The organism is Cupriavidus phytohabitans (assembly GCF_000426345.1).
Lineage (GTDB): Bacteria > Pseudomonadota > Gammaproteobacteria > Burkholderiales > Burkholderiaceae > Cupriavidus.
In genome coordinates this window covers 48,458-72,657 of sequence record NZ_AUFE01000006.1, presented here as the reverse complement: position 1 = coordinate 72,657, position 24,200 = coordinate 48,458, and the positions used below count along the sequence as shown (strand labels likewise).

21 protein-coding genes are annotated in these 24,200 nt (G+C 67.9%); 9 read left to right on the top strand and 12 right to left on the bottom strand.

Annotation, left to right across the window (positions count from 1 at the left end; translation table 11 throughout):
* Positions 1-35: 35 nt before the first annotated feature.
* The 4 genes from K309_RS0106490 to K309_RS0106475 form a co-directional block, all read right to left on the bottom strand.
* Positions 36-1,436, bottom strand: a complete 1,401-nt coding sequence (locus K309_RS0106490; protein WP_232232322.1) for an MFS transporter — start codon at positions 1,434-1,436, stop codon at positions 36-38.
* Positions 1,437-2,038: 602 nt separating this feature from the next.
* Positions 2,039-4,912, bottom strand: coding sequence for a c-type cytochrome (locus tag K309_RS0106485; RefSeq protein WP_084402370.1), 2,874 nt, complete (start codon positions 4,910-4,912; stop codon positions 2,039-2,041).
* Between the two features lie 68 nt (positions 4,913-4,980).
* A complete protein-coding gene (locus K309_RS0106480) occupies positions 4,981-5,478 on the bottom strand; it encodes a (2Fe-2S)-binding protein (RefSeq protein WP_029045660.1) in 498 nt (165 codons plus the stop codon).
* Positions 5,479-5,575: 97 nt separating this feature from the next.
* Positions 5,576-6,736 carry an FAD-dependent monooxygenase gene (locus tag K309_RS0106475; protein ID WP_029045659.1) on the bottom strand — a complete coding sequence of 387 codons (1,161 nt, stop codon included), beginning with the start codon at positions 6,734-6,736 and terminating at the stop codon, positions 5,576-5,578.
* 351 nt (positions 6,737-7,087) lie between these two features.
* Here K309_RS0106475 and K309_RS0106470 point away from each other — a divergent pair, with 351 nt between their 5' ends.
* The 4 genes from K309_RS0106470 to K309_RS0106455 are packed head-to-tail and all read left to right on the top strand — an operon-like array spanning position 7,088 to position 10,421.
* Complete coding sequence (locus K309_RS0106470; protein ID WP_029045658.1) at positions 7,088-7,840, top strand: maleate cis-trans isomerase family protein; 753 nt, start codon at positions 7,088-7,090, stop codon at positions 7,838-7,840.
* 11 nt (positions 7,841-7,851) lie between these two features.
* Entirely contained in the window at positions 7,852-8,694 is an 843-nt protein-coding gene (locus K309_RS0106465; protein WP_029045657.1) for an alpha/beta fold hydrolase, read from the top strand.
* A 13-nt stretch (positions 8,695-8,707) separates the two neighbouring features.
* Positions 8,708-9,787: a 2,5-dihydroxypyridine 5,6-dioxygenase NicX family protein gene (locus K309_RS0106460; protein WP_029045656.1), complete on the top strand. Its 1,080-nt coding sequence runs from the start codon at positions 8,708-8,710 to the stop codon at positions 9,785-9,787.
* Complete coding sequence (locus tag K309_RS0106455) at positions 9,780-10,421, top strand: N-carbamoylsarcosine amidohydrolase (protein WP_029045655.1); 642 nt, start codon at positions 9,780-9,782, stop codon at positions 10,419-10,421. The genes K309_RS0106460 and K309_RS0106455 overlap by 8 nt, the downstream gene beginning before the upstream one ends.
* A gap of 23 nt (positions 10,422-10,444) precedes the next feature.
* Here the strand turns inward: K309_RS0106455 and K309_RS0106450 are convergent, their stop codons facing one another.
* Positions 10,445-11,200 carry a TetR/AcrR family transcriptional regulator gene (locus tag K309_RS0106450; RefSeq protein ID WP_029045654.1) on the bottom strand — a complete coding sequence of 252 codons (756 nt, stop codon included), beginning with the start codon at positions 11,198-11,200 and terminating at the stop codon, positions 10,445-10,447.
* Between the two features lie 70 nt (positions 11,201-11,270).
* Here K309_RS0106450 and K309_RS0106445 point away from each other — a divergent pair, with 70 nt between their 5' ends.
* Positions 11,271-13,541: a xanthine dehydrogenase family protein molybdopterin-binding subunit gene (locus tag K309_RS0106445; protein WP_029045653.1), complete on the top strand. Its 2,271-nt coding sequence runs from the start codon at positions 11,271-11,273 to the stop codon at positions 13,539-13,541.
* 94 nt (positions 13,542-13,635) lie between these two features.
* Here K309_RS0106445 and K309_RS0106440 read toward each other — a convergent pair whose 3' ends face one another.
* Both K309_RS0106440 and K309_RS0106435 read right to left on the bottom strand, forming a co-directional pair.
* A complete protein-coding gene (locus K309_RS0106440) occupies positions 13,636-14,124 on the bottom strand; it encodes a MarR family winged helix-turn-helix transcriptional regulator (protein ID WP_029045652.1) in 489 nt (162 codons plus the stop codon).
* Between the two features lie 61 nt (positions 14,125-14,185).
* Positions 14,186-15,190 carry a Bug family tripartite tricarboxylate transporter substrate binding protein gene (locus K309_RS0106435; protein WP_029045651.1) on the bottom strand — a complete coding sequence of 335 codons (1,005 nt, stop codon included), beginning with the start codon at positions 15,188-15,190 and terminating at the stop codon, positions 14,186-14,188.
* Between the two features lie 246 nt (positions 15,191-15,436).
* Here K309_RS0106435 and K309_RS0106430 point away from each other — a divergent pair, with 246 nt between their 5' ends.
* From K309_RS0106430 to K309_RS0106415, 4 genes are read left to right on the top strand one after another with little or no spacing between them, the layout of a single operon-like run.
* Positions 15,437-16,324 (top strand): DMT family transporter, encoded by an 888-nt coding sequence (locus K309_RS0106430; RefSeq protein ID WP_029045650.1) that lies wholly within the window; start codon positions 15,437-15,439, stop codon positions 16,322-16,324.
* A 60-nt stretch (positions 16,325-16,384) separates the two neighbouring features.
* Complete coding sequence (locus tag K309_RS0106425) at positions 16,385-17,173, top strand: SDR family oxidoreductase (protein ID WP_029045649.1); 789 nt, start codon at positions 16,385-16,387, stop codon at positions 17,171-17,173.
* Between the two features lie 45 nt (positions 17,174-17,218).
* Positions 17,219-17,629 carry a methylglyoxal synthase gene (locus tag K309_RS0106420; RefSeq protein ID WP_029045648.1) on the top strand — a complete coding sequence of 137 codons (411 nt, stop codon included), beginning with the start codon at positions 17,219-17,221 and terminating at the stop codon, positions 17,627-17,629.
* Positions 17,630-17,671: 42 nt separating this feature from the next.
* Positions 17,672-18,649, top strand: a complete 978-nt coding sequence (locus K309_RS0106415; RefSeq protein WP_029045647.1) for a quinone oxidoreductase family protein — start codon at positions 17,672-17,674, stop codon at positions 18,647-18,649.
* A gap of 65 nt (positions 18,650-18,714) precedes the next feature.
* Here the strand turns inward: K309_RS0106415 and K309_RS0106410 are convergent, their stop codons facing one another.
* From K309_RS0106410 to K309_RS0106390, 5 genes are all read right to left on the bottom strand, one after another.
* Positions 18,715-19,008, bottom strand: coding sequence for a YkvA family protein (locus K309_RS0106410; RefSeq protein ID WP_029045646.1), 294 nt, complete (start codon positions 19,006-19,008; stop codon positions 18,715-18,717).
* A gap of 232 nt (positions 19,009-19,240) precedes the next feature.
* Positions 19,241-20,386, bottom strand: a complete 1,146-nt coding sequence (locus K309_RS0106405) for a BMP family ABC transporter substrate-binding protein (protein WP_029045645.1) — start codon at positions 20,384-20,386, stop codon at positions 19,241-19,243.
* Between the two features lie 69 nt (positions 20,387-20,455).
* Entirely contained in the window at positions 20,456-21,376 is a 921-nt protein-coding gene (locus K309_RS0106400; RefSeq protein WP_029045644.1) for an ABC transporter permease, read from the bottom strand.
* Between the two features lie 19 nt (positions 21,377-21,395).
* On the bottom strand, positions 21,396-22,505 hold the full coding sequence (locus K309_RS0106395; protein ID WP_029045643.1) for an ABC transporter permease: 1,110 nt from the start codon (positions 22,503-22,505) through the stop codon (positions 21,396-21,398).
* On the bottom strand, positions 22,498-24,066 hold the full coding sequence (locus K309_RS0106390; RefSeq protein ID WP_029045642.1) for an ABC transporter ATP-binding protein: 1,569 nt from the start codon (positions 24,064-24,066) through the stop codon (positions 22,498-22,500). The genes K309_RS0106395 and K309_RS0106390 overlap by 8 nt, the downstream gene beginning before the upstream one ends.
* Positions 24,067-24,200 lie beyond the last annotated feature (134 nt).

Genomic DNA, 24,200 nt, shown 5'->3' with positions numbered 1-24,200 from the left:
CGGTCCCCGGCAAGCTTGGCCCTACCCGGCGCGCGTCAGTCCAGCGCGCGGTCCTTGGATTCGATATCCACCATGAAGATGGCGAATGCCGCCACGGCCAGGAACGACGAAAGCAGCCCGAGCGCCAGCGTGAACTGAGTAGCCATGATTGGCGCAATGATCGAAGGGGCGAACAGGCCACCGAATCGTGCCATTGCACCGGCGGTACCCATCCCGCTGGCCCGCAGGTCCGTCGGATACACCTCCGGCGTGAAGGCGTAGAGCGCGCCCCAGGTGCCCAGCAGCGCGAAGCTCATCAGCAGGGTGGAGCCGACGATCAGCGCGGTGGATGTGCCCAGGCTGTACAGCATGCAACCTGCGGCGCTGAGCAGCAGGAAGCCGATCAGGGTCGGCTTGCGCCCCCAGCGCTCGACGCCGTGCGCGGCGAGCGCGAAGCCGGGCAGCTGGACCAGCGCGAGCAGGATCAGGAAGACCTGGCCACGCATGAAGCCAAGGCCCTGTCCGGCCAGCTTCACCGGCAGATAGACAAAGACACCGTAGTAGGCGATCGAGATCAGCATCCACGCGGCGAGCAGGCAGATGCTGCGGCGCCGGCATCCGGCCGCGAACAGCGCGAACACCGATTTGCGCTCCATCTTCTGCGGCTCCAGCGCCCCGATTTCCACCGATACCCGGTTGGCTTTGGCAACGCGCTGAAGCACCGCGCGCGCCTCTTCCGAGCGCCCCGATTTATTCAGGTAGAGCGGCGATTCGGGAACAAAGAACCGGACCACCACGCCGATCAGCGCGGGCAGGCCAGTGACGAGGAAGATCAGGCGCCAGGCATCATCGCCACGCGACAGCGCGACCAGCGCAAGGATGGCGAGCAGGATGGTGCCGACGGCCCAGAACGACTCAAGCAGCACCAGCCAGCGCCCGCGTCGGTCGGAGGGGAGAAATTCGGCCATCATGGTGTAGTCGACGGGCAGCGTGCCGCCCACCCCGATGCCGGTCAGGAAACGCAGCAGCAGGAGCCACTGGAAATCCGGGGCGAAGGCCGAGGCGACGCCGCAGATGGCGTCCAGGATCACCGCCATCATCAGCACCGGCCGGCGGCCGATCCTGTCCGCCAGCCGGCCGAACGCAAAGGCGCCGATCAGCATGCCGACGAAGAACATCGTCCCGGTCTGCAAGGCAGTCGGCACAGGGATGCCGAATGTCGTGGCAATGGAAGGCGCGGTGAAGCCGATCGACAGCACCTGCATCGCGTCGGCCAGCCAGACCAGGCCAAAGATGGCGAACAGCCGATACTGGAACCGGCCGACGCCGGCTGCGCGAATGCCTTGCTCGATCGTGATGGTTTGGGACGACGATGCCCGGACGCTTGGCTGCGGGGGCGCGCCGACCGTTGCCTGCGGGATTGTCGTTGCTGCCATTGAGGAAATTGATGACGACATGTTGTCTACCTTGTCTTTATAGGCTGGATCTTGAATTCGGAAGCCCACGCGCCGCGTTGCGGCGAAGCATGGTGGCTACCCCAATCTAGCGAGGCCAGAACTGACCAGGTAGTCCTCTCGCAACACCTTCCTGATACTGATACGACATAGTCACTCCTTGTTGTCTACCCTTGGTTGTCCGGGCCCGAATTCCCGGTCGGCACGGCGGTGGACTATGCAAGCCCCGGGCCAGCGCTTCCGGTGATGTAAAGGGCCAATCTTGTGGTCTTCTTGTCTTGTCTGCCGCTCGTCTGCGCGGTTCTTGCGCCGTCCTTGTGCCGTCCTTCTGCCGGGAGGCACCGCGGCGCGGCTTTTGGTACCGATGCCGGCACTCATGTAGTGCGCACTACATGATCGTTCAGCGTAAGCTACATGAAACTTGCGGGCAAGGCCGAACTGCGGTTTCTCTCCTCGGGGTTTTCCCGCGCCTGGCGCGCAGTGCGCCGATATGTCGGCGCAGGTCTCCCTGCCCGGTGGCAAAGCGCCTTGCCAGGCACGGCACGGATACTGTCAGCATGGATGCGGAAGGCGCGGCAAGCGGCCGCGCAGGCCTCCGCTGGTCTTCAGTGCGCAGGCGCCGCGCGCAGCCGCGCGACGGTGTTCTCCAGGTCCTGCCAGGCGGGTTGGTCCGGGGCAAAGCGCGCGCGCAGGTACTGCACCAGCTGCGCGATCTGCCGGTCGTCAAAGGTGTCGGCATAGGCCGGCATCGCGCCCAGCTCGCTGTTGGGCGGCGCGGGCATGCCTTGCAGCAGCACCTGGATGACGTTGTCAGCCAGCTTGCTGTGCAGGTTGGTGTTGAGCGCGAGCGACGGCTTCACGCCGAACTGTGCGATGCCTTGCTCCGACTGGTGGCACACCGCGCAGGCGCTCTGGTACAGCCGTTCACCGGGTCCGCCGAGCGTGCGCGCGGCCTGCGCGCTGCGTTGCTCGATCTGCGCCGCCTGCGCGGCCAGCACGGAAGGCGCGGCGGAAGCTGAGGGCGAGCCGAACGACGCGACGTAATGCGCGATCGCGCGCACATCCGCTTCGGGCAGCTGGGCGAGTTCTTCCACCACAGGCGCCATGGGCCCGGCGGCTGCGCCATGATGCGGCGCATAACCGCCGCGCAGATAGGTGAACAGCGCCGCCTCGGTCCACGGCACCGGCGCGTGCGACAGCGCGGTCAGCGGCGGCGCTTCCCAGTTTTCGGCACTGCCGCCGGTCAGGTACTTGCGACCTCCCTGCTCGGCGCCGAGGGCGTTGCGCGGCGAATGGCAGGCGCTGCAATGGCCCAGCCCTTCGGCGAGATACGCGCCTCGGTTCCACTGCGCGGAGCGCGCGGGATCGGGCTTGAAGGGTTCGTTGCGATGGAACAGCAGGTTCCAGCCGCCCAGCAGGGGGCGCACGTTGAACGGGAATGCGAGTCGGGTTTGAGGTACCTCTGACTTCACCGGCTCGGCCGACATCAGGTACGCATACAGCGCCTGCATGTCGGCATCGCTGACCTTGGCGAACGCGGTGTAGGGGAAGGCCGGATAGAGGCGCCGCCCGTCGCGGTGGATGCCCTCGCGCATCGCGCGCTCGAAGGCGGCGAACGACCAGTTGCCGATGCCGGTCTGCACGTCGGGCGTGATGTTGGTGCTGTAGACCGTGCCGAATGGCGTTTCCAGTGGCAGGCCGCCCGCGTTCTTCACGCCGCCGGGGGCGGTATGGCAAACCGCGCAGTCACCCGCCGCGGCCACCAGGCGGCCGCGCTCCAGCGTCGCCGCGGAATAGAAGCCGGGCCCGGGCGGTGCGACTGGTGAGATCGGCGCGCGCCACGGCATCAGCGTCGCGCACAGGCCGGCCGCGGTCGCGGCAGCGGCGGCGATCCAGCCGCGCTTGCTGCGCTTGCCGAAGCGCGTGTCCTCTGGCTTGTCTTCGCGCTCGGCCAGCGCCAGGCGGATGCGTTCGGCGCTGAAGGGCGGTGTGCGCAGGCGCACGCCGGTGGCATCGAAGATGGCATTGGCTACGGCGGCCGCGGCGGGCAGCGTATCGCCCGGGCCCGCGGCCAGCTGGTCGTGCCCGGTGAGCGCGCCGGCCAGGCGGACTTCCGGCAGCGCCGCGCTGGTAGCCACGGCGGGAAGCGATTGGCCGGCAGGCGCGTCCGTGGCGGGCCAGGTGTCGAAGGCCGGGCCGGCAGCGGTCAATCGCAGCGTGGCGTCGGCGACGGCCTGTTCCAGGGAGCGCGCAGCAGGTGCGGCTTGCGCGGGCGCCAGCGATTCGCTGTCATGCCCCACCGTCACGCGCGTGACCGCCAGTTCGCCGGTGGTGCCGTCGACTTCAACTTCGGCGACCCATGCCGACCAGGTCTGGCCGGCATCGTGGTCGACGGTGTGCGCATAGGCAAAGCCGCGACCGCGCCGCACGTTGCCGGCCGACGTGGTGGCATGCGGGGCGGATGGGATCCAGCCGGCGCGCTCGCTGACTTGCCTCACGAGGGCCGAGCCGCGCGCGTCGTCGAGGTGCGAGAGCCGCAGCGCAACCGGATCGGTCCCGGATGCGGCGGCAATTTCATCGAGATGGGATTCGCGCGCAAAGACATGTGCGCGCGCCGCGGCAAGCGGTGCCGCATCAAAGGCGGCCACGGCGCCGGCGGTGCCGACATCGACATCGGGAATGCGATACGGCGGCATGACCGCGCTGCCGCTGTCGCCGGTATCCGTGACGGGCGAGGCCGTATGCGTCAGCCACAGTGCCAGCGGCACGGACGGTGCCGCCGTGCCGGCCAGCGTTGCGGCATAGGCGTCGATGGCATTGCCGCTTTGCGCGGTGTCGACGCGCACGGCGAGCTGCGCACCGGACAGGCCGATATCGTCGGCGCACAGCCGGCGCATCACGGGTTTGCCGGCGGCATGGGCCAGCAGTGCGGCGTCGGCGGCTGCGTGGTGAGCGAGCAGCGCCGGATCGCCGGCATCGGCGGGCGCCTGCCAGCCGGACAGCGCGACCTGTTGCGGCGCAATGCCCAGCAGCGCGGCCAGTTCTTCGCGCAGCGCACCCGGGCGCGGAGTTGGCAGCCACACGTGCAGCATGCCGTCGCGCCAGTCCGCGATCGCGGTGCAGAACGCTTCGGTCCGGGTGCCGGCCAGGGGCCACTGGTAGTGCTGCGCGTGGCGCGTGGCGGCGCTGGCAAGCGCGCGGGTGGCGTCGCCGCGCTGCGCAACGGCGTGGCGCGGCACGGGAGCGTCGTCCGCGCGAGGCGGCGCCGACCAGCGTGCCTGCAGGGCGCTGATGGCATTGGCCGCCAGCGCATTGCTTTCCGCGACCACGCCTGCAAACTGGTTGCGCACCACGACCGCGCGAACCCCGGGCAACGCCAGGGCGGCATTGCGGTCCGCGCCGAGCAGGCGCGGTGCCAGCGCCTTGCCGTCGATCCAGCGCAGCCCTGGCGGCGTCAGCACATGGGCAACGAGACACATGGAAGCCGGCGGTGGTGCGAATTCCGTCAAGGCGCCGGTTTCCACTGCCTGCCGTACGAGTTCCTGCTTCACGATGCCGCTCCCTCGCCGGCCTGCCGCATCAGCACCGCGGCGCGCTGCACCGCGCGCACGATTTCCACGTGCGTGCCGCAGCGGCACAGGTTGAAACGCAGCGCCTCGCGGATCTGCGCTTCATCGGGATCGGGATTTTGCGCGAGCAGCGCCTTGGCGGTCATGATCATGCCGTTCAGGCAATAGCCGCATTGCGCGGCCTGCTCGTCGATAAAGGCCTGCTGCACCGGGTCGGGATGCTCCGCCGTGCCCAGGCCTTCGAGCGTGGTGACCGCGTGGCCCACCGCCGCCCTGACCGGCAGCACGCACGAGCGCGCGGGCAGGCCGTCGACCAGCACCGTGCACGCGCCGCACTGGCCCAGCCCGCAACCGTACTTGGGGCCATTGCACGCCAGGTCGTTGCGCAGGATATAGAGCAGCGGCGTGTCAGGCGCCACGCTGAGCGTGTGCTCGGCGTGGTTGACTTGTAGCGTGAGGGGGCGAGGCGTGTTCATCGGGGGCGGCAGGTTGCAGATCACGCGGCGGGCACGCCGCGCCCCTTCGTGCGAGGGGCTGCAGCGTGCGGGTTCAGGTCAGGCCTAAGGTCTGGCGTTACGCCGCCGCGGACAGCGGCGCAGGCCCGGCCGACACCAGCGGCACGTTGAACACATCGTAGCCGAAACACCAGTCCGGGTTCTCGTTGCTGCGCAGCCACGTATTGTTGTGCGAGACCAGCTGGACCTTGCCGGCGCGTTCGGCGCGGTTGGCTTCATACAGCGCAAACGCGGCGGCGTAGTCGTCCAGGCCGGTTTCGGTGAAGCAGCGCGTCAGCATGGCGGCATCCTCGATTGCCATCGCGGCGCCCTGTGCCATGTGCGGCTTCATCGGGTGGCAGGCATCGCCCAGCAGCACCAGGCGGCCGCGGCTCCACAGCGGCAGCGGGTCGCGCTCCAGCAGCGGCCACTTGGTCACTTCGACCGTGCCTTCGATCAGCGACTGCACGCCCTCGTGCCAGCCGTCGAACGCGGCGCGCATTTCCTCGATGCTGCTCGGCACCCAGCTCTTGCTCATGTCCCACTCGGGCTCGGGCACGCCGGTGACGTAGTAGATCTCGTCCAGCTTGCTGGTGTCGAAGTACACCATCATGTGGCGGTCGTCGGTCCACCATTTGGTGCAGCGCTCGTGCGTGAAGCCCTTGACGCGCGAGATCGGGAACACCGCGCGGTGCGCCACGTAGCCGGTGTACTTGGGGGGCTCGGCACCCAGCAGGGTTTCGCGGATGCGGGAGTTGACGCCGTCGGCGCCGATCACGATATCCGCCTGGTCCACCGTGCCGTCGGTGAAGCGCAGTTCGACCACGTCGCCCTGGTCAGTGACGCTTTCCAGCTTCTTGTTGAAGAACAGCGTGCCCGGGGCCACGGCGTCGGTCAGCAGCTTGTGGAAGTCGCCGCGGTGCACGGTCAGGTAGCTGGCGCCATAGTGCCGCTCCGCGTAGTCGCCCAGCGGGATCTGCGCGATCACTTCGCCGGTCAGGCCGTCGCGGCTGTACCAGTAGTCGGGGTGGCAGCCCATGTCGTTGAGCGCGTCCTCGATGCCGATGCGCCGCATGATCTTCATGACGTTGGGCCCCACGTGGATGCCCGCGCCCAGGCGCGAGAACGCCGGTGCCTGTTCATACAGCCTGACTTGGAAGCCGGCTCGCTGCAGCAGGGCGGCCGCGGCCGTTCCTCCGAGTCCGGCGCCGACAACTGCGATTCGCGGTTTGCCTTGCACGTTATTTCTCCTGGCAATGACACATGGGGTCGATGGGGGCTTGGTCGACCGATCTTGGTTGACCGTTGAAAACGAGTGTACACACTCAAAATATCAACAGCAAGAAAGAAAGTACCGATCCTATGGAAAACCCTTACGACATCATGATTCGTCATGAACATTGCTTGAATGTGGCGAATTAGTGCGCTAAAACAGGGATTGATTAATTAAGTATGCACTGAACGAGTGAATCTCGCACGGCACAGATTCTATTTGCCTAGATAAAGTGTGTACACTACAATCGATCGCAGCATGCAAGGCCATCCGGGCAGGGCAGGCGGGTAGACAGACAAACAGATGACGGAGTCGACAGTGCAGAAAGTTTTCCGAATCGGCCAGATCGTGCCGAGCTCCAACACCACGATGGAAACCGAGATCCCGGCCATGCTGGCCGCGCGCCAGCTGGTGCGTCCGGAGCGCTTCACCTTCCACGGCAGCCGCATGCGGATGAAGAAGGTGGTCAAGGAGGAACTGGCGGCGATGGATGCCGAATCCGACCGCTGCGCGGTGGAGCTGAGCGATGCCCGCGTCGATGTGCTCGGCTATGCCTGCCTGGTCGCGATCATGGCGATGGGCCACGGCTACCACCGCGTGTCCGAGCAGCGCCTGCAGGCGCACACCGCCGAGAACGGCGGCGACGCGCCCGTGATCACCAGTGCCGGCGCGCTGGTCGATGCGCTCAAGGTGATGGGCGCGAAGCGCATCGCCGTGGTGGCGCCGTACATGAAGCCGCTGACCGAGCTGGTGGTCGACTACATCCGCAATGAAGGCTACGAGGTGGTCGACTACCGCGCGCTGGAGATCCCCGACAACCTCGAGGTCGGTCGCCACGACCCGTCGCGGCTGCCGGAGATCGTCGCGCAGATGGATTTCGCCGATGCCGATGTCATCGTGCTGTCGGCATGCGTGCAGATGCCGTCGCTGCCGGCGGTGGCCAAGGTGGAGGCGATGACCGGCAAGCCGGTGGTCACCGCCGCCATCGCCACGACTTATGCCATGCTCAAGCGGCTGGGCCTGGAGCCGGTGGTGCCGGGCGCGGGCGCGCTGCTGTCCGGCGCCTACTGAAGGAGCCGGACATGACGACCAGCACCTTCCCCGGTACCTTCCTCTACGGCGCCAACGTCCATGCCAACGGCATCCGCCAGCACTACCTGCGCTATGGCGGCCAGGACGGCGCGCGCGCGCAGCGCGATGCCGTCATCATCGTGCCCGGCATCACCAGCCCGGCGGTCACCTGGGGCTTCGTCGGCGAGCAGTTCGGGCGGCATTTCGATACCTATGTGCTCGACGTGCGCGGCCGCGGCCTGTCGCAGGCCGGCGCGGAACTGGACTACGGCCTCGGTGCGCAGGCGGCAGACGTGATTGCGCTTGCCGAAGCGCTCGGGCTGCAGCGCTATGCCATCGTCGGCCATTCGATGGGCGCGCGTATCGGCATCCGCGCCGCGCGCAGCAAGCCCGCTGGCCTGACGCGGCTGGTGCTGGTCGATCCGCCGGTATCGGGCCCGGGCCGCCGTGCCTATCCGGCACAACTGCCGTGGTACATCGATTCGATCCGGCTGGCGCAGCAGGGCATCGACGCGGAAGGCATGCGCCGTTTCTGCCCGACCTGGACCGAAGAGCAGCTGCGCCTGCGCGCGCAATGGCTGCATACCTGCGACGAGCGCGCGATCCTGGCCAGCTTCGATGGTTTCCATGAAGACGATATCCACGCCGACCTGCCGCGGATCGACGTGCCGGCCCTGCTGATGACCGCGGGCCGCGGCGACGTGATCCGCGAGGAAGACGTGCAGGAGATGCGCAAGCTGCTGCCCGCGCTGCTGGTCGCGCATGTCGCCAATGCCGGCCACATGATCCCGTGGGACGACGAGCCCGGCTTCTACCGCGCCTTCGGCGACTTCCTCGGCGCTGCGCTGACCTGATCAAGGAGGGAACATGCCCGTAAGCGATTACGACCTGACGGCGGCGTGGAAGCAGGTGCTGACGCTGTCGAAGCTGCAGCCGGGGCAGACCGTCACCGTGCTGACCGGCGCGGCCACGCATCCGCAGACGCTGCGCACGGCGCTGGTGGCGGCGCAGTCGATGGGCGCCATCGTCAACCGGCTCGACCTGCCGCCGGTCAACGGCGAGAAGGCGCTCAGCCGCGACGCGCTGGCCTATCTCGGCACGACGCCGCTGACCGGCAATCCGGCAGCGATTGCCGCGCTCAAGGCCAGCGACCTGGTGCTGGACCTGATGACGCTGCTGTTCTCGCCCGAGCAGCACGAGATCCTGTCCGGCGGCACCAGAATCCTGCTGGCGGTGGAGCCGCCCGAGGTGCTGGCACGGCTGGTACCGACCGAGGCCGACCGCACCCGCGTCAAGGCCGCGACCGAGCGGCTGGGCAAGGCGCGCGAGATGCATATCGTGTCCGATGCCGGCATGGACCTGCGTTGCCGCCTGGGTGAATTCCCCGCGATCAGCGAGTACGGCTTTGTCGACGAGCCCGGCCGCTGGGACCACTGGCCGAGCGGCTTCGTGCTGACCTGGCCGGACGAGGGCGGCACCCACGGCACCATCGTGCTCGACCGCGGCGACATCCTGCTGCCGATGAAATCCTATCTGCAGGCGCCGATCCGCATCACGGTCGAAGCGGGCTACGTGCGCCGCATCGAAGGCGGTGTCGATGCCGAGCTATTGGCCGACTACATGGCGTCGTTCAACGACCCCGAAGCGTATGCGATGTCGCATATCGGCTGGGGCCTGCAGCCGCGCGCAAGCTGGTCGGCGCTGGCGATGTACGACCGCGAGGCCACCATCGGCATGGACGCACGCGCCTACGAGGGCAATTTCCTGTGCTCGTTCGGCCCCAACAACGAAGCGGGCGGCAGCCGCACCACCGCCTGCCATATCGATATCCCGGTGCGCCACTGCACGGTCAGCCTCGACGGCGAGCCGGTGGTGGTGCGCGGCAAGGTGATGGACGGGCACCATGCTCCCGCCGCATCGCTCTACAAGGATTCGCGCCATGGATGACGCAGTGCAGACCTACCAGCGCCAGGGCTTCGGCGCGTCGATGGAACTCAAGGCGCCGTACGGCCTGCTGATCATCGATTTCGTCAACGGCTTTGCCGACCCGGCCGTATTCGGCGGCGGCAATATCCCCGAGGCCATCCGCAACACGCAGCCGCTGCTGCGCGCCGCGCGCGAGCAGGGCTGGCCGGTGGCGCACAGCCGCATCGTGTTTGCCGACGACGACAGCGACCACAACATCTTCACGCTGAAGGTGCCCGGCATGCTGACGCTGAAGGAAGATGGCCACAACAGCCAGATCGTGCCCGAGCTGGCGCCCGCGCCGGGCGAGCTGGTGGTGCGCAAGACGGTGCCGTCGGCGTTCTTCGGCACCTCGCTGGCGGCGTGGCTGACGCAGCGCGGCGTGCAGACGCTGCTGGTGGCCGGCTGCGTCACCAGCGGCTGCGTGCGCGCCAGCGTGGTCGACGCGATGTCGCTGGGCTTCCGCCCGCTGGTGGTGTCCGATTGCGTGGGGGACCGCGCCATCGGCCCGCACGATGCCAACCTGTTCGACATGGCGCAGAAGTACGCGACCGTGCTCACGCGCGACGCAGCGCTGGCGCAGGTTGCGGGTGAAGGCGTCCGCGCCGCCGCTTGAGGTTGGCGGCCCGGCGCTGCGTCTCAGGCTGCAGCCGCCCGCCTGTTTCGTGCGGCCTTGCGCGCCGGCGCAGCCGGCGGCACGCTGGCTTCCGGCACGGCCCCGGGCACCGTCACCGTGCGCAGCACTGTCTGCTGGATCACATCGCGCCAGTGCGCCAGCGCAGGCGGGCTCATCATGGCCTCGCCCAGGAAGGCGCCGAGCGTATGATGGTTGGAGTTGTAGAAGTAGCCGAGCGAAGCGATCACCATGTAGACATCGCGCGCGCCGATCTCGGGACGGAACAGCCCGGCGGACTTGCCGCGCGTGAGGATCCCGTCGAGTACCGACAGCGCGTAGCTGGAGATTTCCTTGAGCCGGACCGATTTCTTGGCGTGCTTGCCCTGGCTCATGTTCTCGCTGGACAGGATCGCGACGAACTCGGGGTGGTCGAGGTAATACTGCCAGATGAAGTCGATCAGCTGCGACAGCGCGCGCACGGGGTCGGCGGCGTCAAGTTCGTGCTCGAGCTGCTGCTCGGCTTCGTTGAGCTGCAGGTAGATGGTCTCCAGCACTTCGACGAACAGCTTCTCCTTGCTGCCGAAGTAGTAGTAGATCATCCGGTCATAGGTCTTGGCCAGCGAGGAAATGCGCTCGATGCGGCCACCGTCGTAGCCGCGCTGGGCAAAGACCTTGATCGCGGCTTTAAGGATGCGCTCGCGGCTGTCCTGCGCCTGCCTGGCCCGGGTGCCTGGGGCAGCTCGCTTGGCGGACGGTTTCGCCGCGGTGGAGTTCGTCATGATGGTTGGGTGGCTCTGACTCTGTTGGCTGGCAGTATAACGGTGCCCCGTTGAAGGAGATTGGAAGACGATGACGGCAACGACCCTGCAACCCGTGGCACAGGCCGATCCCGCCACGCCCCGCGCGCTGCGGCTGGCGCTGCTGCAGGCGGCCGGCGTGCTGCTGGTCACGCGCGCGCCGCAGGCGGCGGCGCGTCCCGCGCCCGGCCAGCCCGGCGCGGCGTCGGATTACGTACCGGCGCTGCCGGATATTTTCATCGCCGTGCGCGACAGTGGCGAGGTGCTCGCCTTCAATGGCCATGTCGACCTTGGCACGGGCATTCGCACGGCGCTGGCGCAGATCGTGGCGGAAGAGCTCGACGTGCCGCTGTCGCAGGTGCGCATGGTGCTGGGCCATACCGAAGCGACCCCCAACCAGGGTCCGACGATCGCCAGCGCATCGATCCAGATCTCCGCCATCCCGCTGCGCCGTGCCGCGGCGCAGGCGCGCGCGTGGCTACTGGCGCGTGCGGCACAGCAGCTTGGCGTGGCGCCCGATCAGCTCGAGGCGCAGGACGGCGAGTTCCGCGTCCGGGGAGCCGACGCCGCCATCGGCTATGGCACGCTGGTGCAAGGCGAGCATGTGGCGCTGCCGTTGGCCGAAGACGTGCCAATCAAACCGGTGGAGTCCTACCGCATCGTCGGCCGCTCCGCGGGCCGCGTCGATATCCCCGACAAGGCGCGCGGCGTGCTGACTTTCGTCCATGACGTGCGCGTGCCCGGCATGCTGCATGGGCGCGTGGTGCGGCCGCCTTACGCCGGCCGCGACAGCGGCGACTTTGTCGGCAACAGCCTGCTCGCGGTCGACCGCGAATCGGTGCGCGATGTGCCGGGACTGGTCGATGTGGTGGTACAGGGCGACTTTGTCGGCGTGGTGGCCGAGCGCGAAGAGCACGCGGTGCTTGCCGCGCGCAAGCTGCGGGTGCATTGGAAACCCGTGCCGCCGATGCCGCCGCTCGCCGACCCTGAACCCGCGCTGCGCGCCAACCCGGCGACGCGCCGCGAACTGCTCAACGACGGCGAGATGCCTTCGGCCGGCGCCGGCAAGACGCTGGAACGCCATTACGTCTGGCCATACCAGATGCATGGTTCGATCGGTCCGTCGTGCGCGGTCGCTGACTGGCATGAGGATGGGCTCACGGTATGGTCGGGCACGCAGAACCCGCACGTATTGCGCATCGACCTGGCACGCCTGTGCGGGCTGGGCGAGGACAGCATCGAGATCGTGCGCATGGAAGCCGCCGGCTGCTACGGCCGCAATTGCGCGGACGATGTCTGCGCCGATGCCGCGCTGCTGTCGCGTGCCGTCGGCCGCCCGGTGCGCGTGCAGCTGTCCCGCGAGCAGGAACACCTGTGGGAACCCAAGGGCGCGGCCCAGCTGATGGATGTCAGCGCAACGCTGGGCACCGACGGCGAACTGCTCGGCTATGACTTCACCAGCCGCTATCCGTCCAACGATGCGCCGACACTGGCGCTGGTGCTCGCCGGCGTCGTTCCCAACGCGCCGCGCACGCTGGAGATGGGCGACCGCACCGCTGTGCCGCCGTATGCCTACCGCGCGCGCCGCATCGGCTGCGACGACACGCCGGCCATCGTGCGGGCGTCATGGTTGCGGGGCGTGTCGGCGCTGCCGAATTCGTTCGCGCATGAATGCGTGATCGATGAACTGGCCGCCGAAGCCGGCGCCGATCCGATCGATTTCCGGCTGCGCCATCTGCCCGACACGCGCGCCGCCGAGCTGCTGCGCGCGGTGGCCGACGCGGCGGGCTGGCAGCGCGGCGCGCAGGGTTCGCGCGGCAAAGCTGGCGACGACGGCATGCTGCGCGGGCGCGGTGTTGCCTATGCGCGCTATATCCACAGCCGCTTCCCCGGATTCGGCGCGGCATGGGCGGCATGGGTGGTCGATGTGGCCGTGGAAGCGGCAACGGGCCGCATCGTCGTGGAGAAACTGGTGGTCGCGCAGGACACCGGCATGATGGTCAACCCCGATGGCGTGCGCCACCAGATCCACGGCAACGTGGTGCAGGCGTTGAGCCGGGTGTTGAAGGAGCAGGTGCGCTTCGACGCCGACGGTGTTGCCAGCCGCGAGTGGGGCAGCTATCCGTTGCTGACGTTCCCGGAAATCCCGCCGATCGAGGTGGTGCTGATGCCGCGGCAGGAAGAGCCGCCGATGGGGGCAGGGGAGTCGGCATCGCTGCCGGGAGCACCGGCGATCGCCAATGCGTTGTTCGATGCGCTCGGTGTGCGGCTGCGGCGGCCGCCGTTCGTGCCGGAGACGGTGCTGGCGGCGTTGCGGGGCTGAGGGGCTGAGGGCCTCAGCATACCGCTGTCTGGCTCCCTCTCCCGCTTGCGGGAGAGGGGAGCAAGCAATCGGGAATCCGAAGGAAAAAGGGCGCTCACGCGCCCCCATTCCCCTCATCGATCTCACTCATCTTCCGCAGCAGGTACGTCACCGCCACCCGCTCCGCGGGATTCAAACCGCCAAACGTCTGCTCCGAGATCTGCTTCGCAAACGGCACCGTCTCATCGATCAGCGCCAGCCCCCCGGGCGTTACCGTCACCACCACCTTGCGCCGGTCGTTCGGGTCATGCGACACCGCAACCAGCTTGCGCGCCTTCAGCCGCTCGATGATGCCGCGCACCGTCGCCTGGTCGATCGCCGTGGCGCGCACCACTTCGTTCAGCGAGCACGGCTGCCGGTCCCTGACCGCGCACAGCACCACGAATTGCGCCGCGGTGAGCTGCGAATCCGGGATGGTCTGCTGGAAGATCGCCACGTGGCGCTGGTAGGCGCGCCGCAGCAGGTGGCCGACCTGTTCGGTGAAATCGTAGTCGGGGGCGGTCTGGTCTGCTGACGGTGCGGAGGATGCGGAGGGGTTGGGCACGTCGACGTGATGCGTTGGATGAGCGTGCCCAGAGTATATCCGCTGCCTGCCGGTCCGCTAACTACTCCACAGTGATCGCTGCCGTCTTCGCCACCTTGCCGAAGCGCTCGTATTCCGACTGCGTCAGCGCCTGCAGTTCAGCCGCGCTGGACCCCTTGGGATTGAAGCCCGCCTGCACCAGCTTCTCGCGCACATCGGCACGTGCCAGCGCCTCGACGAAGGCGCTGTTCAGCGTCTGCACCACCGGTGGCGGCAGGTTGGCCGGCCCATAGACCCCGAACCATGGCTCGACCGCATAGCCTTGCAGCCCCGCTTCGGCCAGCGTCGGCACGTCGGGCAGCGACGGCGCGCGCTGCTTGCCGGCCACCGCCAGTGCGCGCAGCTTGCCCGCCTGGATATGCGGCAGCGATGCCGGCAGGTTGTCGAACATCACGCTGATATGGCCGCCCAGCATGTCGTTGATGGCCGGGCTGCTGCCCTTGTACGGCGCGTGCGTCAGGCTGGTCTGCGTCATCTGCGCGAACATCGCGCCGGCCAGGTGCATCGAGGTGCCGGTGCCGGCGGTCGCATAGGTCAGCCCCGGATTGGCCCTGGCGTAGGCCACCAGTTCCTTGACGGTCTTCACCGGCAGCGCCGGGCTGACCTCCAGCACGATGGTCGACGTGCCGAGCAGGCTGATCGCGGTGAAGTCCTTGCGCGGGTCGAACGGCACCTGCTTGTAGATATGCGGGTTGAGCGCATTGGTGGAGATCGCGCCGAAGCCGATGGTGTAGCCGTCCGGCGCGGCCTTGGCCACGGCGTCCATGCCGACATTGCCGCCGGCGCCGGGGCGGTTCTCGATGACCACCGGCTGCCCAAGCTTCTCGCCCACGCGCTGGCCGACCGTGCGCGCCACCAGGTCGGTGGTGCCGCCGGCGGCGTAGGGCACGACAAAGCGGATCGGACGGGACGGATAGCCGTCGCCGGGTGCGGCGGCGGCAACGAAGCTGGCGGCGAGCGCCGCGGCCCCGGTCAGCGCAGCGAGCAGCAGCGCGCGGCGGCCGGCGTGTGCGGGATGGGTTGGCATGGCGAGAAGTCTCCTGGGGTTGTTATTGTGGCGCCGGCCGTGACGCAGGCGACGCGCGGCCATTGTAGGGGATCGGCAGGACGCGCGGCAGGCCGGGGCGGCCGCCGATGCGGTTGCGTCTTTTCGAATACAATCGTCGGGTCGCTTCGCGGGGCCGACGCGGGGCCGGTATGCACCGGTCCCGCGGCCCGCTTTCCACGTATTCCCGTGCCCGCCTCCCAGAAGTCCCTCGCCGCGCCTGCCGCGCTGCCGTCGCCGCAGCGCGCGGGGCTTGCCATCGCCGCCGTCGGCGCGGTGCTGTTCTCCGCCAAGGCGATCGTCGCCAAGCTGATGTACCGCTACAACGTCGATGCCGTGATGGTGCTGACGCTGCGCATGCTGTTCGCCGTGCCGCTGTTCATGGCGATCGGCTGGTGGCAGTCGCGCCGCCTGGCGCCGCTGTCGTGGGCGGACCGGGGGCGCGTGGTGTTCCTCGGCTTCATCGGCTATTACCTGTCGAGCTTCCTCGATTTCATCGGCCTGCAATACATCACCGCAGGGCTGGAGCGGCTGATCCTGTTCCTGACGCCGTCGTTCGTGCTGCTGGCCACCGCGCTGGTGTTCCGGCGGCCGATCAGCTCGCGCCAGTGGCTGTCGCTGCTGCTGGCCTATGCAGGCATCGTGCTGGTCTTCGCCCATGACCTCGACGTCAGCGGCAGCCAGGTATGGCTGGGCGGCGCGCTGGTCCTGGGCAGTGCCATGACGTACGCTGTCTACCTGATCCTGAGCGGCGAGCTGGTGCGGCGCATCGGCTCGCTGCGGCTGGTGGCTTATGCGATGTGCGTGTCCACCGCCTGCTGCGCGATCCAGTATGTGGCGCTGGGCCGGCCTGTGGCCGAGCTGGCGCAGCCCGCGCCGGTGATGTGGCTGTCACTCATCAACGCGGTCTTCTGCACGGTGCTGCCTGTGTCGATGACCATGGTGGCGGTGGCGCGCATCGGTGCGCCGCTGGCGTCGCAGGCCGGCATGATCGGCCCGGTATCGACGCTGCTGCTCGGCTACTGGCTGCTGGGCGAGCCGATGAGCGGGGTGCAGCTGGCCGGCAGCGCCCTGGTGCTGGCCGGCATGTACCTGCTATCGACAAAGAAAACCTGATGCATTGGCCGGACCGGACAACCGAAGGCCGTACCAATACAACCGACAAAGGAGAAACTCATGGACCTGGGATTGCGCGGCAAGCATGCGCTGGTGTGCGGCGCCAGCAAGGGCCTTGGACTTGCCTGTGCCGACGCGCTCGCGGCCGAAGGCGTTGACGTGGTGATCGTGGCGCGCGGCGCCGAGGCGCTGGAGAAGGCCGCCGCCGACCTGCGCGCCCGCCATGGCCGCCGCGTGATCGCGGTGGCGACCGACATCACCACGCCCGAGGGCCGCAAGGCGGCGCTGGATGCCGCCGCCAGGCTGGGCGACCTCGACATCCTGGTCAACAATGCCGGCGGCCCGCCGCCGGGCAACTTCCGCGACTGGGAGCGCAGCGACTGGCTGGCCGCGCTCGACGCCAACATGCTGACCCCGATCGAGCTGATCAAGGCCACCGTCGACGGCATGATCGCGCGCAAGTGGGGCCGCATCATCAATATCACCAGCGGCGCGGTCAAGGCGCCGATCGACGTGCTGGGCCTATCCAACGGCGCGCGCTCCGGCCTGACCGGCTTTGTCGCGGGCGTGGCGCGCGAAGTGGCGCAGCATGGCGTCACCATCAACAACCTGCTGCCCGGGCCGTTCAATACCGACCGCCTGCGCAAGACCATGGAAGGCGGTGCCAAGAAGGCCGGCCTGAGCGTCGAGGAAGTGGCGCAGCGCCGTGCCGCGCAGAACCCGACGCGCCGCTTCGGCGAGCCGGCCGAGTTCGGCGCCGCCTGCGCCTTCCTGTGCAGCCGCAACGCCGCCTATATCACCGGGCAGAACCTGCTGATCGACGGCGGCGCCTACCCCGGCACGTTCTGATTTCCACCAGCCTGCTGCAGTCTGACCACCCACAACCAGGAATTACTGATGACACGCCCTCGCATCGCGCTGATCGCCCACGACCACAAGAAGGACGACATCGTCGCCTTCGCCACGCGCCACCGCGCGTTCCTCTCGCAATGCGAGCTGCTGGCCACCGGCACGACCGGCGGCCGCCTGATCGACGAGGTCGGACTGGAAGTGACGCGCATGCTGTCGGGCCCGTGGGGCGGCGACCTGCAGATCGGCTCGCAGCTGGCCGAAGGGCGCGTGCGCGCCGTCGTGTTCCTGCGCGACCCGATGACGCCGCAGCCACATGAACCGGACATCAACGCGCTGGTGCGCGCGTGCGACGTGCACAACGTGCCGTGCGCGACCAACGTGGCCACCGCCGAGCTGATGATCGCAGGCCTGGCCGACGAGGCCAACGTGGCCGATGGCGCGCAGGCAAGCTAAATTTCCCCGATCGATGCAGCACCACAACAAGGAGCGACGCAGATGAGCAAAGCCATCCGGATCGAGCAGACCGGCGGTCCTGAAGTCATGCAGTGGGTCGATGTGGAAGTGGGCGAGCCCGGGCCCGGCCAGGTGCGCGTGCGCCACGAGGCGGTGGGCCTGAACTACATCGACGTCTATTTCCGCACCGGCCTGTACAAGCAGCCGCTGCCCGGCGGCCTCGGCATGGAAGGCGCGGGCGTGGTCGAGGCGGTGGGCGAGGGCGTCGGCCACGTGAGCGTGGGCGACCGCGTCGCGTATGCCGGCCGCCCGACCGGCGCTTATGCGCAGGTGCGCGTCATGCCGGCCGATATCGTGGTGCGGCTGCCGGACGCGATCCCGTTCGACACCGCCGCGGCGATGATGCTGCAGGGCCTTACCGCGCAATACCTGATCCGCGACAGCTACAAGGTACAGCCGGGCGACACGGTGCTGCTGCACGCGGCCGCCGGCGGCGTGGGCCTGATCGTCAGCCAGTGGCTCAAGGCGCTTGGCGTGACCGTGATCGGTACCGTCGGCACCGACGAGAAGGCCGAGCTGGCCCGCGCCAACGGCTGCGCCCATACCATCGTCTATACGCGCGAGTCGTTCGTGGACCGCGTCAAGGAGATCACCAATGGCAAGGGCGTGCCGGCGGTCTATGACTCGATCGGCAAGGACACCTTCCAGGGCTCGCTCGACTGCCTGGCGCCACGTGGCACCATGGTGAGTTTCGGCAACGCCTCGGGCCCGGTACCGCCGTTCGATCTCTCGGTGCTGGGCAACAAGGGTTCGCTGCGGCTGACGCGCCCGACGCTGATGACCTATGTGGTGCACCGCGAGCTGCTCGAGCCAATGGTGGCCGACCTGTTCGATGCGGTCACGACCGGCAAGGTCAAGGTCGATATCCGCCAGCGCTATGCGCTGTCTGAAGTGGCGCAGGCGCACCGCGACCTGGAAGCGCGCAAGACCACCGGCTCGACCATCCTGCTGCCGCGCTGATCCGGTGCTGCGCAGGAATAAAAAATCCCCGGGGCAATCGCTGCCCCGGGGATTTTTTTGGCGCCTCAGTGGGGCCGGACAGTCGTGGCGGTGGCGCGCGCCTGCGCCTGGCGCAGGATATGCGGCGGCAGGCGCTTGAGGATCAGATGAACGGCCAGCGGGATCAGCACCACATCGTCGATGATGCCGAGGCCCGCGACCACGTCAGGCACGAGGTCGATCGGCGAAACCGCGTACAGCAACAGCCCGATCGCCGCGGGTTTCAGCCATGCCGGCGCATCAGGGTGGCGCAGCGCATACCAGAACAGCCGTCCATCACGGCGTACCAGCGTCCACAGGGCCGAAAATCGCTTCAACATGAGAGGCCTCCTTCACATGGCGGGCGCCTGGGATCGGCGCATACGCAGAGAGGTTGGGCCGGTGTGGGCGGGTTCAAGTTCCGCAGGGCCGATGTGATGGGAGAGGCAGTGGTATCGCGGCTTCAGGTGCCCGCGGTTTTCTCCCCTCTCCGGGTGTATAGACCGGGGCGGGGGTCAAAGGCTGAGGCGGTGCGTCTCGCTGTGGCCCGCCCCAGCGCCGTCGAGCGACCGATCAGCCCGGGATCTTCCCTTCCACGCCCTCGACGTAGAACTTCACGCCGTGCAGGAACTTGTCATCCGCGACCTGATCCTTTGCCAGCTGCTCCGTGCCGGTGTTGTCCTTGATCGGACCCTTCCAGATCGGCGCGCTGCCATCGGCAATGCCCTTCTTGCGCTCCTCGACCAGCTTCTTCACGTCCTCGGGCACGACCGCGTTGAACGACTTCAGGTCGATCATGCCTTCCTTCAGGCCCCACCACGTGGTGCCGTTCTTCCACTGGTTGTTCAGCACGTCTTCGACCACCTTGTTGTAGTAAACGCCCCACGAGATCACCGACGCGGCCAGGTGGGCCTTCTCACCGAACTTGGTCATGTCGCTGTCCCAGCCGAAGGCATGCACCCCCTTCTCCTGCGCGGTCTGCACCACGGCGGCGGAGTCGGTGTTCTGCATCAGCATGTCGACGCCCTGGCCGATCAGCGTGGTGGCGGCTTCGCGTTCCTTGCCCGGGTCGAACCACTTGTTGACCCACACCACCTTGACCGTGGCATTTGGGTTGACGCTGCGCGCGCCCAGCGTGAACGAGTCGATATTGCGGATCACCTCGGGGATGGGCACCGACGCGACCACGCCCATCTTGCCGGTCTTGCTCATCTTGCCGGCGACCACCCCCGCCAGGTATGCGCCTTCATAGGTGCGCACGTCGTACTGGGCCATGTTGTCGGCGGTCTTGAAGCCGGTGGCGTGCTCGAACTTCACGTCCGGGAATTCCCTGGCGACCTTGAGCATCGATTCCATGTAGCCGAAGGTGGTGCCGAAGATCAGCTTGTTGCCCTGGCTGGCCAGGTCGCGGAACACGCGCTCCGCATCGGCGGCGGATTCGGGCACGTTCTCGACGAAGGTGGTCTTGACCTTGCTGCCGAACTTTTCTTCCACGGCCTTGCGGCCGTTGTCATGCGCGTAGGTCCAGCCGGCATCGCCGACCGGGCCGATATAGACGAAGGCGACCTTGAGCGGCTCGGCCGCCTGCCCGGCAGCGGGCGCGGAAGCGGCGCCGGCGGTCTCGGCAGGCTTGTCGGCTTCCTTCTTGCCGCAGCCGGCCAGGGCCAGCACTGCGGTGGCGGCCAGGGCCGCCAGGGTCTTCCTGCGCGTGACGATCATGATTTCTCCTTGTGTGAATTGTTGGTAGCTCGGGGATTTCCGTCAGGTAAAGCGGTCAGACAATACCGATCAGGCATTGCCGGGCCGGAACGGCTTGCCCAGCGATGCCGGCATGTTCAGGCGTATCCACGCCGGGTTGCGCGAGATCAGCGCCAGCACCACGATGGTGGCCGCGTACGGCAGCATCGACAGGAACTGCGACGGCACCGATACGCCAATGCCCTGCAGGTAGAACTGCAGGATCGTCACGCCGCCGAACAGCCACGCGCCGATCAGCACGCGGCCGGGGCGCCAGGTAGCGAAGGTGGTCAGCGCCAGCGCGATCCAGCCGCGGCCGGCGACCAGGTTCTCGACCCACATCGGGGTGTAGACCAGCGACAGGTAGGCGCCCGCCAGCCCGCAGCAGGCGCCGCCGAACAGCAGCGCACCGAAGCGGATGGTGCGCACCGGATAGCCCAGCGCGTGCGCGGATTCCGGCGACTCGCCGATCGCGCGCAGCGTCAGGCCCGCGCGCGTGCGGAACAGGAACCACATGATGGCAAGGCACAGCAGCAGGCTGAAATACACCATCCAGTGATGCTGGAAGAACGCCGGGCCGACGAAGGGCAGGTCCGCCAGCCCGGGCACGGCCTTGGCCTGCGCCGGCATGGCAAAACCGACGAAGCGCTGGCCCATGAAGGCCGACAGCCCGGTGCCGAAGATCGACAGCGCCAGGCCGGTGGCGACCTGGTTGGTGGCGAGCACCAGCGCCAGCCATGAGAACAGCGTGGCCATCAGCATGCCGGCCAGCGCGCCGGCGGCAAAGCCGAGCAGCGGCGACTGGGTCTGGTAGCCGACCATGAAGCCGGCCACCGCGGCGACCAGCATCATGCCTTCGGCGCCCAGGTTGAGTACGCCCGAGCGCTCGTTGATCAGCAGACCGAGTGCCGCGAGCAGCAGCGGCGTGCCCGCGTTGATGGCGGTGGCGATGAGGGGAGCGAGTTGTTCCATGTTCTTTGTCTTGCTCCGCTCAGGCCGTGGCGGCGCGCCAGCGCAGGCGGTTTTCGATCAATGTGTCGCAGGCCAGCAGGAAGAACAGCAGCATGCCCTGGAACACCCAGCCGATGGCCGAAGGCAGGCCCAGGCGCGACTGCGCCATCTCGCCGCCGATATAGAACAGCGACATCATGATGCCGCCGAAGACGGTGCCGACCGGGTGCAGCCGGCCGATAAACGCGACGATGATCGCGGTGAAGCCGTAGCCCGGCGAGATCGACGGCAACAGCTGGCCGATCGGGCCGACCACTTCAAATGCGCCCGCCAGTCCTGCCGTGGCGCCGGAGATCAGCAGCGCGCTCCACAACGCGCTGCGTGCTGAAAAGCCCGCGTAGCGCGCCGCTGACGGCGCCGTGCCGCCCACTTGCAGGCGATACCCGGCAAAGCTGCGGAACACGAACACCGTCATCACTGCCACCAGCACCAGCATCACCGCAAAGCCGGCGTGCAGGCGCGAGCCCGACATCAGGTTGGGCAGCAGGAACTCGGACGAGAACACCTTGGACTGCGGGAAGTTCATGCCGTCGGGATCCTTCAGCGGCCCGTTGACCACCCACAGCAGAAGCTGCTGCGCGATATAGGTGAGCATCAGCGAGACCAGGATCTCGTTGGCGTTGAACCTGTCCTTTAGCAGCGCCGTGAGCGAAGCCCACGCCATGCCGCCGACGATGCCGGCGAGCGAGGCCAGCACCAGCACCACGGTGCCGTTCATCGTTTGCCCCGGCACGTCGAAATACAGCACCGCAGCGCCCGCGCAGATGCCGCCGGCGATCAGCTGTCCGTCGGCACCGATGTTCCACACATTGGCCCGGTAGCACACCGAAAGCCCCAGCGCGCACAGCACCAGCGGCACCGTCTTCAGCAAAACTTCCCCGATGGCGCGCTTGTCGCGCAGCGGATCGGCCAGGAACACCTTGAGCGCGGCCACCGGGTCCTTGCCGAGCACCAGGAACAGCAGCGCGCCGAACAACAGCGTCAGCGCCAGCGCGACCACCGGCGAGGCGTAGGCCATGGTGCGCGACGGCAGACCGCGCGGTGCCAGCGTGAGCGGGGAACGGGGGAAGAAGCGTCGCACATCAGCCATGGCTTGCCACCTCCGCATTGCCTGCCTTGGCGGGACCGCCTTCCCACAAGCCGCTCATCCACAGGCCGACCTGCTCGCGCGTGGCGGTTTCGGTCGGCACCGACGGCGACAGGTGCCCCTTGGCGATCACGTGCAGCCGGTCGCAGATCGCAAACAGCTCGTCGAGTTCTTCCGACACCACCAGGATGGCGCACCCGGTGGCCTTCAGCGCCAGGATCTCATTATGGATCTGCGCCGCGGCGCCCACGTCCACGCCCCACGTCGGTTGCGCCACGATCAGTACCTTCGGGCCGCTTTCGATCTCGCGGCCGACAATGAATTTCTGCAGGTTGCCGCCGGACAGGCTGCGCGCCAGCGCATCCGGCCCGCTGGTCTTGACGCGGAAGCGGTTGATCACCGCCACCGCGAGCCCGGTCGCCGCACGCGGCGAGATCATGCCTTGCCGTACATAGGGCGGCGTCTGGTGCGACAGCAGGATATTGGTGGCCAGGCTCATGCCCGGCACCGCGCCGCGGCCAAGGCGTTCTTCCGGCACGAATGCCAGCCCCGCGCGTCGGCGCTGGCGCGCATCGAGCTTGCCGACCGGCTTGCCGCCAAGCTGTACCGAGACATTCGACGCGCGCGTGTCTTCTCCTGACAGCGCGGCGAGCAATTCCTGCTGGCCATTGCCGGAAACGCCGGCGATGCCGACGATCTCGCCCGCATGCACGTCGAGCGATATCCGCTCGAGTTCGGTGGCAAAGGCATGCGAGCGCGGCAGCGACAGTTCCTGCACGCTCAGCCGCACCGGGCCGCGTTCGGCGGCGACGCGGGCCTCGCGCGGCGGTTCGCCGCCGATCATCAGCCGCGACAGCGACGCCGCGGTTTCCTGGCGCGGATCGCACACGCCGGTGACCTTGCCCATGCGCATCACGGTGGCGTGATGGCACAGCGCGCGGATCTCATCGAGCTTGTGGCTGATGTAGAGGATGCTGGTGCCTTCGTCGGCCAGCTGGCGCAGCGTGACGAAGAGCGTTTCCACTGCCTGCGGCGTCAGCACCGAAGTGGGCTCGTCCAGGATCAGCAGCTGCGGGTTGGCCAGCAGCGCGCGCACGATCTCCACGCGCTGGCGCTCGCCGACCGACAGCGTGTGCACGTGGCGGTTCGGTTCCAGCGGCAGGCCATAGCGCTCGGCGGTGGCGCGGATGCGCTCGGCCAGCTGCCTGATGTTGCCTTGGTTGCCCTGCTGGCTGGCCGGCAGGCCGAGCGCGATGTTTTCGGTCACGGTCAGCGTGTCGAACAGCGAGAAATGCTGGAACACCATGGCGATGCCCAGGTTGCGGGCATCGTGCGGGCTGTTGATCGTGACCGGCGCCCCGTTGAAGTGCATTTCGCCGGCATCGGGCCGGACGGCGCCGAAGATGATCTTCATCAGGGTGGACTTGCCGGCGCCGTTCTCGCCCAGTACGGCGTGGATCTCGCCGGGAGCGACGGTAAGGCTGACGTCGTCGTTGGCGACGACGCCCGGATAGCGCTTGCTGATATGGGCAAGCGCCAGCCTGGGAGGGGTCTGTGATGTCACTGAGGCGGCTCGGGTTGTTGTGAGGGCAGCAACGTCGGGATGAGTCAAAGCGCGGCAGTGCGTGGCGCAGGATCGCCGCGACGCATTGCAGCATTCATCATGAACTGGTGATGCTCGATATTGGTGACAAATTA

Bases quoted from the DNA above. Each gene is read 5' to 3' on its own strand.
- K309_RS0106395 (WP_029045643.1), bottom strand. From the start codon at position 22,505: ATGGCTGATGTGCGACGCTTCTTCCCCCGTTCCCCGCTCACGCTGGCA.
- K309_RS0106485 (WP_084402370.1), bottom strand. From the start codon at position 4,912: ATGTGTCTCGTTGCCCATGTGCTGACGCCGCCAGGGCTGCGCTGGATC.
- K309_RS0106410 (WP_029045646.1), bottom strand. From the start codon at position 19,008: ATGTTGAAGCGATTTTCGGCCCTGTGGACGCTGGTACGCCGTGATGGA.
- K309_RS0106415 (WP_029045647.1), top strand. From the start codon at position 17,672: ATGAGCAAAGCCATCCGGATCGAGCAGACCGGCGGTCCTGAAGTCATG.
- K309_RS0106425 (WP_029045649.1), top strand. From the start codon at position 16,385: ATGGACCTGGGATTGCGCGGCAAGCATGCGCTGGTGTGCGGCGCCAGC.
- K309_RS0106445 (WP_029045653.1), top strand. From the start codon at position 11,271: ATGACGGCAACGACCCTGCAACCCGTGGCACAGGCCGATCCCGCCACG.
- K309_RS0106490 (WP_232232322.1), bottom strand. From the start codon at position 1,436: ATGTCGTCATCAATTTCCTCAATGGCAGCAACGACAATCCCGCAGGCA.
- K309_RS0106465 (WP_029045657.1), top strand. From the start codon at position 7,852: ATGACGACCAGCACCTTCCCCGGTACCTTCCTCTACGGCGCCAACGTC.
- K309_RS0106460 (WP_029045656.1), top strand. From the start codon at position 8,708: ATGCCCGTAAGCGATTACGACCTGACGGCGGCGTGGAAGCAGGTGCTG.
- K309_RS0106480 (WP_029045660.1), bottom strand. From the start codon at position 5,478: ATGAACACGCCTCGCCCCCTCACGCTACAAGTCAACCACGCCGAGCAC.
- K309_RS0106435 (WP_029045651.1), bottom strand. From the start codon at position 15,190: ATGCCAACCCATCCCGCACACGCCGGCCGCCGCGCGCTGCTGCTCGCT.
- K309_RS0106450 (WP_029045654.1), bottom strand. From the start codon at position 11,200: ATGACGAACTCCACCGCGGCGAAACCGTCCGCCAAGCGAGCTGCCCCA.
- K309_RS0106405 (WP_029045645.1), bottom strand. From the start codon at position 20,386: ATGATCGTCACGCGCAGGAAGACCCTGGCGGCCCTGGCCGCCACCGCA.
- K309_RS0106455 (WP_029045655.1), top strand. From the start codon at position 9,780: ATGGATGACGCAGTGCAGACCTACCAGCGCCAGGGCTTCGGCGCGTCG.
- K309_RS0106400 (WP_029045644.1), bottom strand. From the start codon at position 21,376: ATGGAACAACTCGCTCCCCTCATCGCCACCGCCATCAACGCGGGCACG.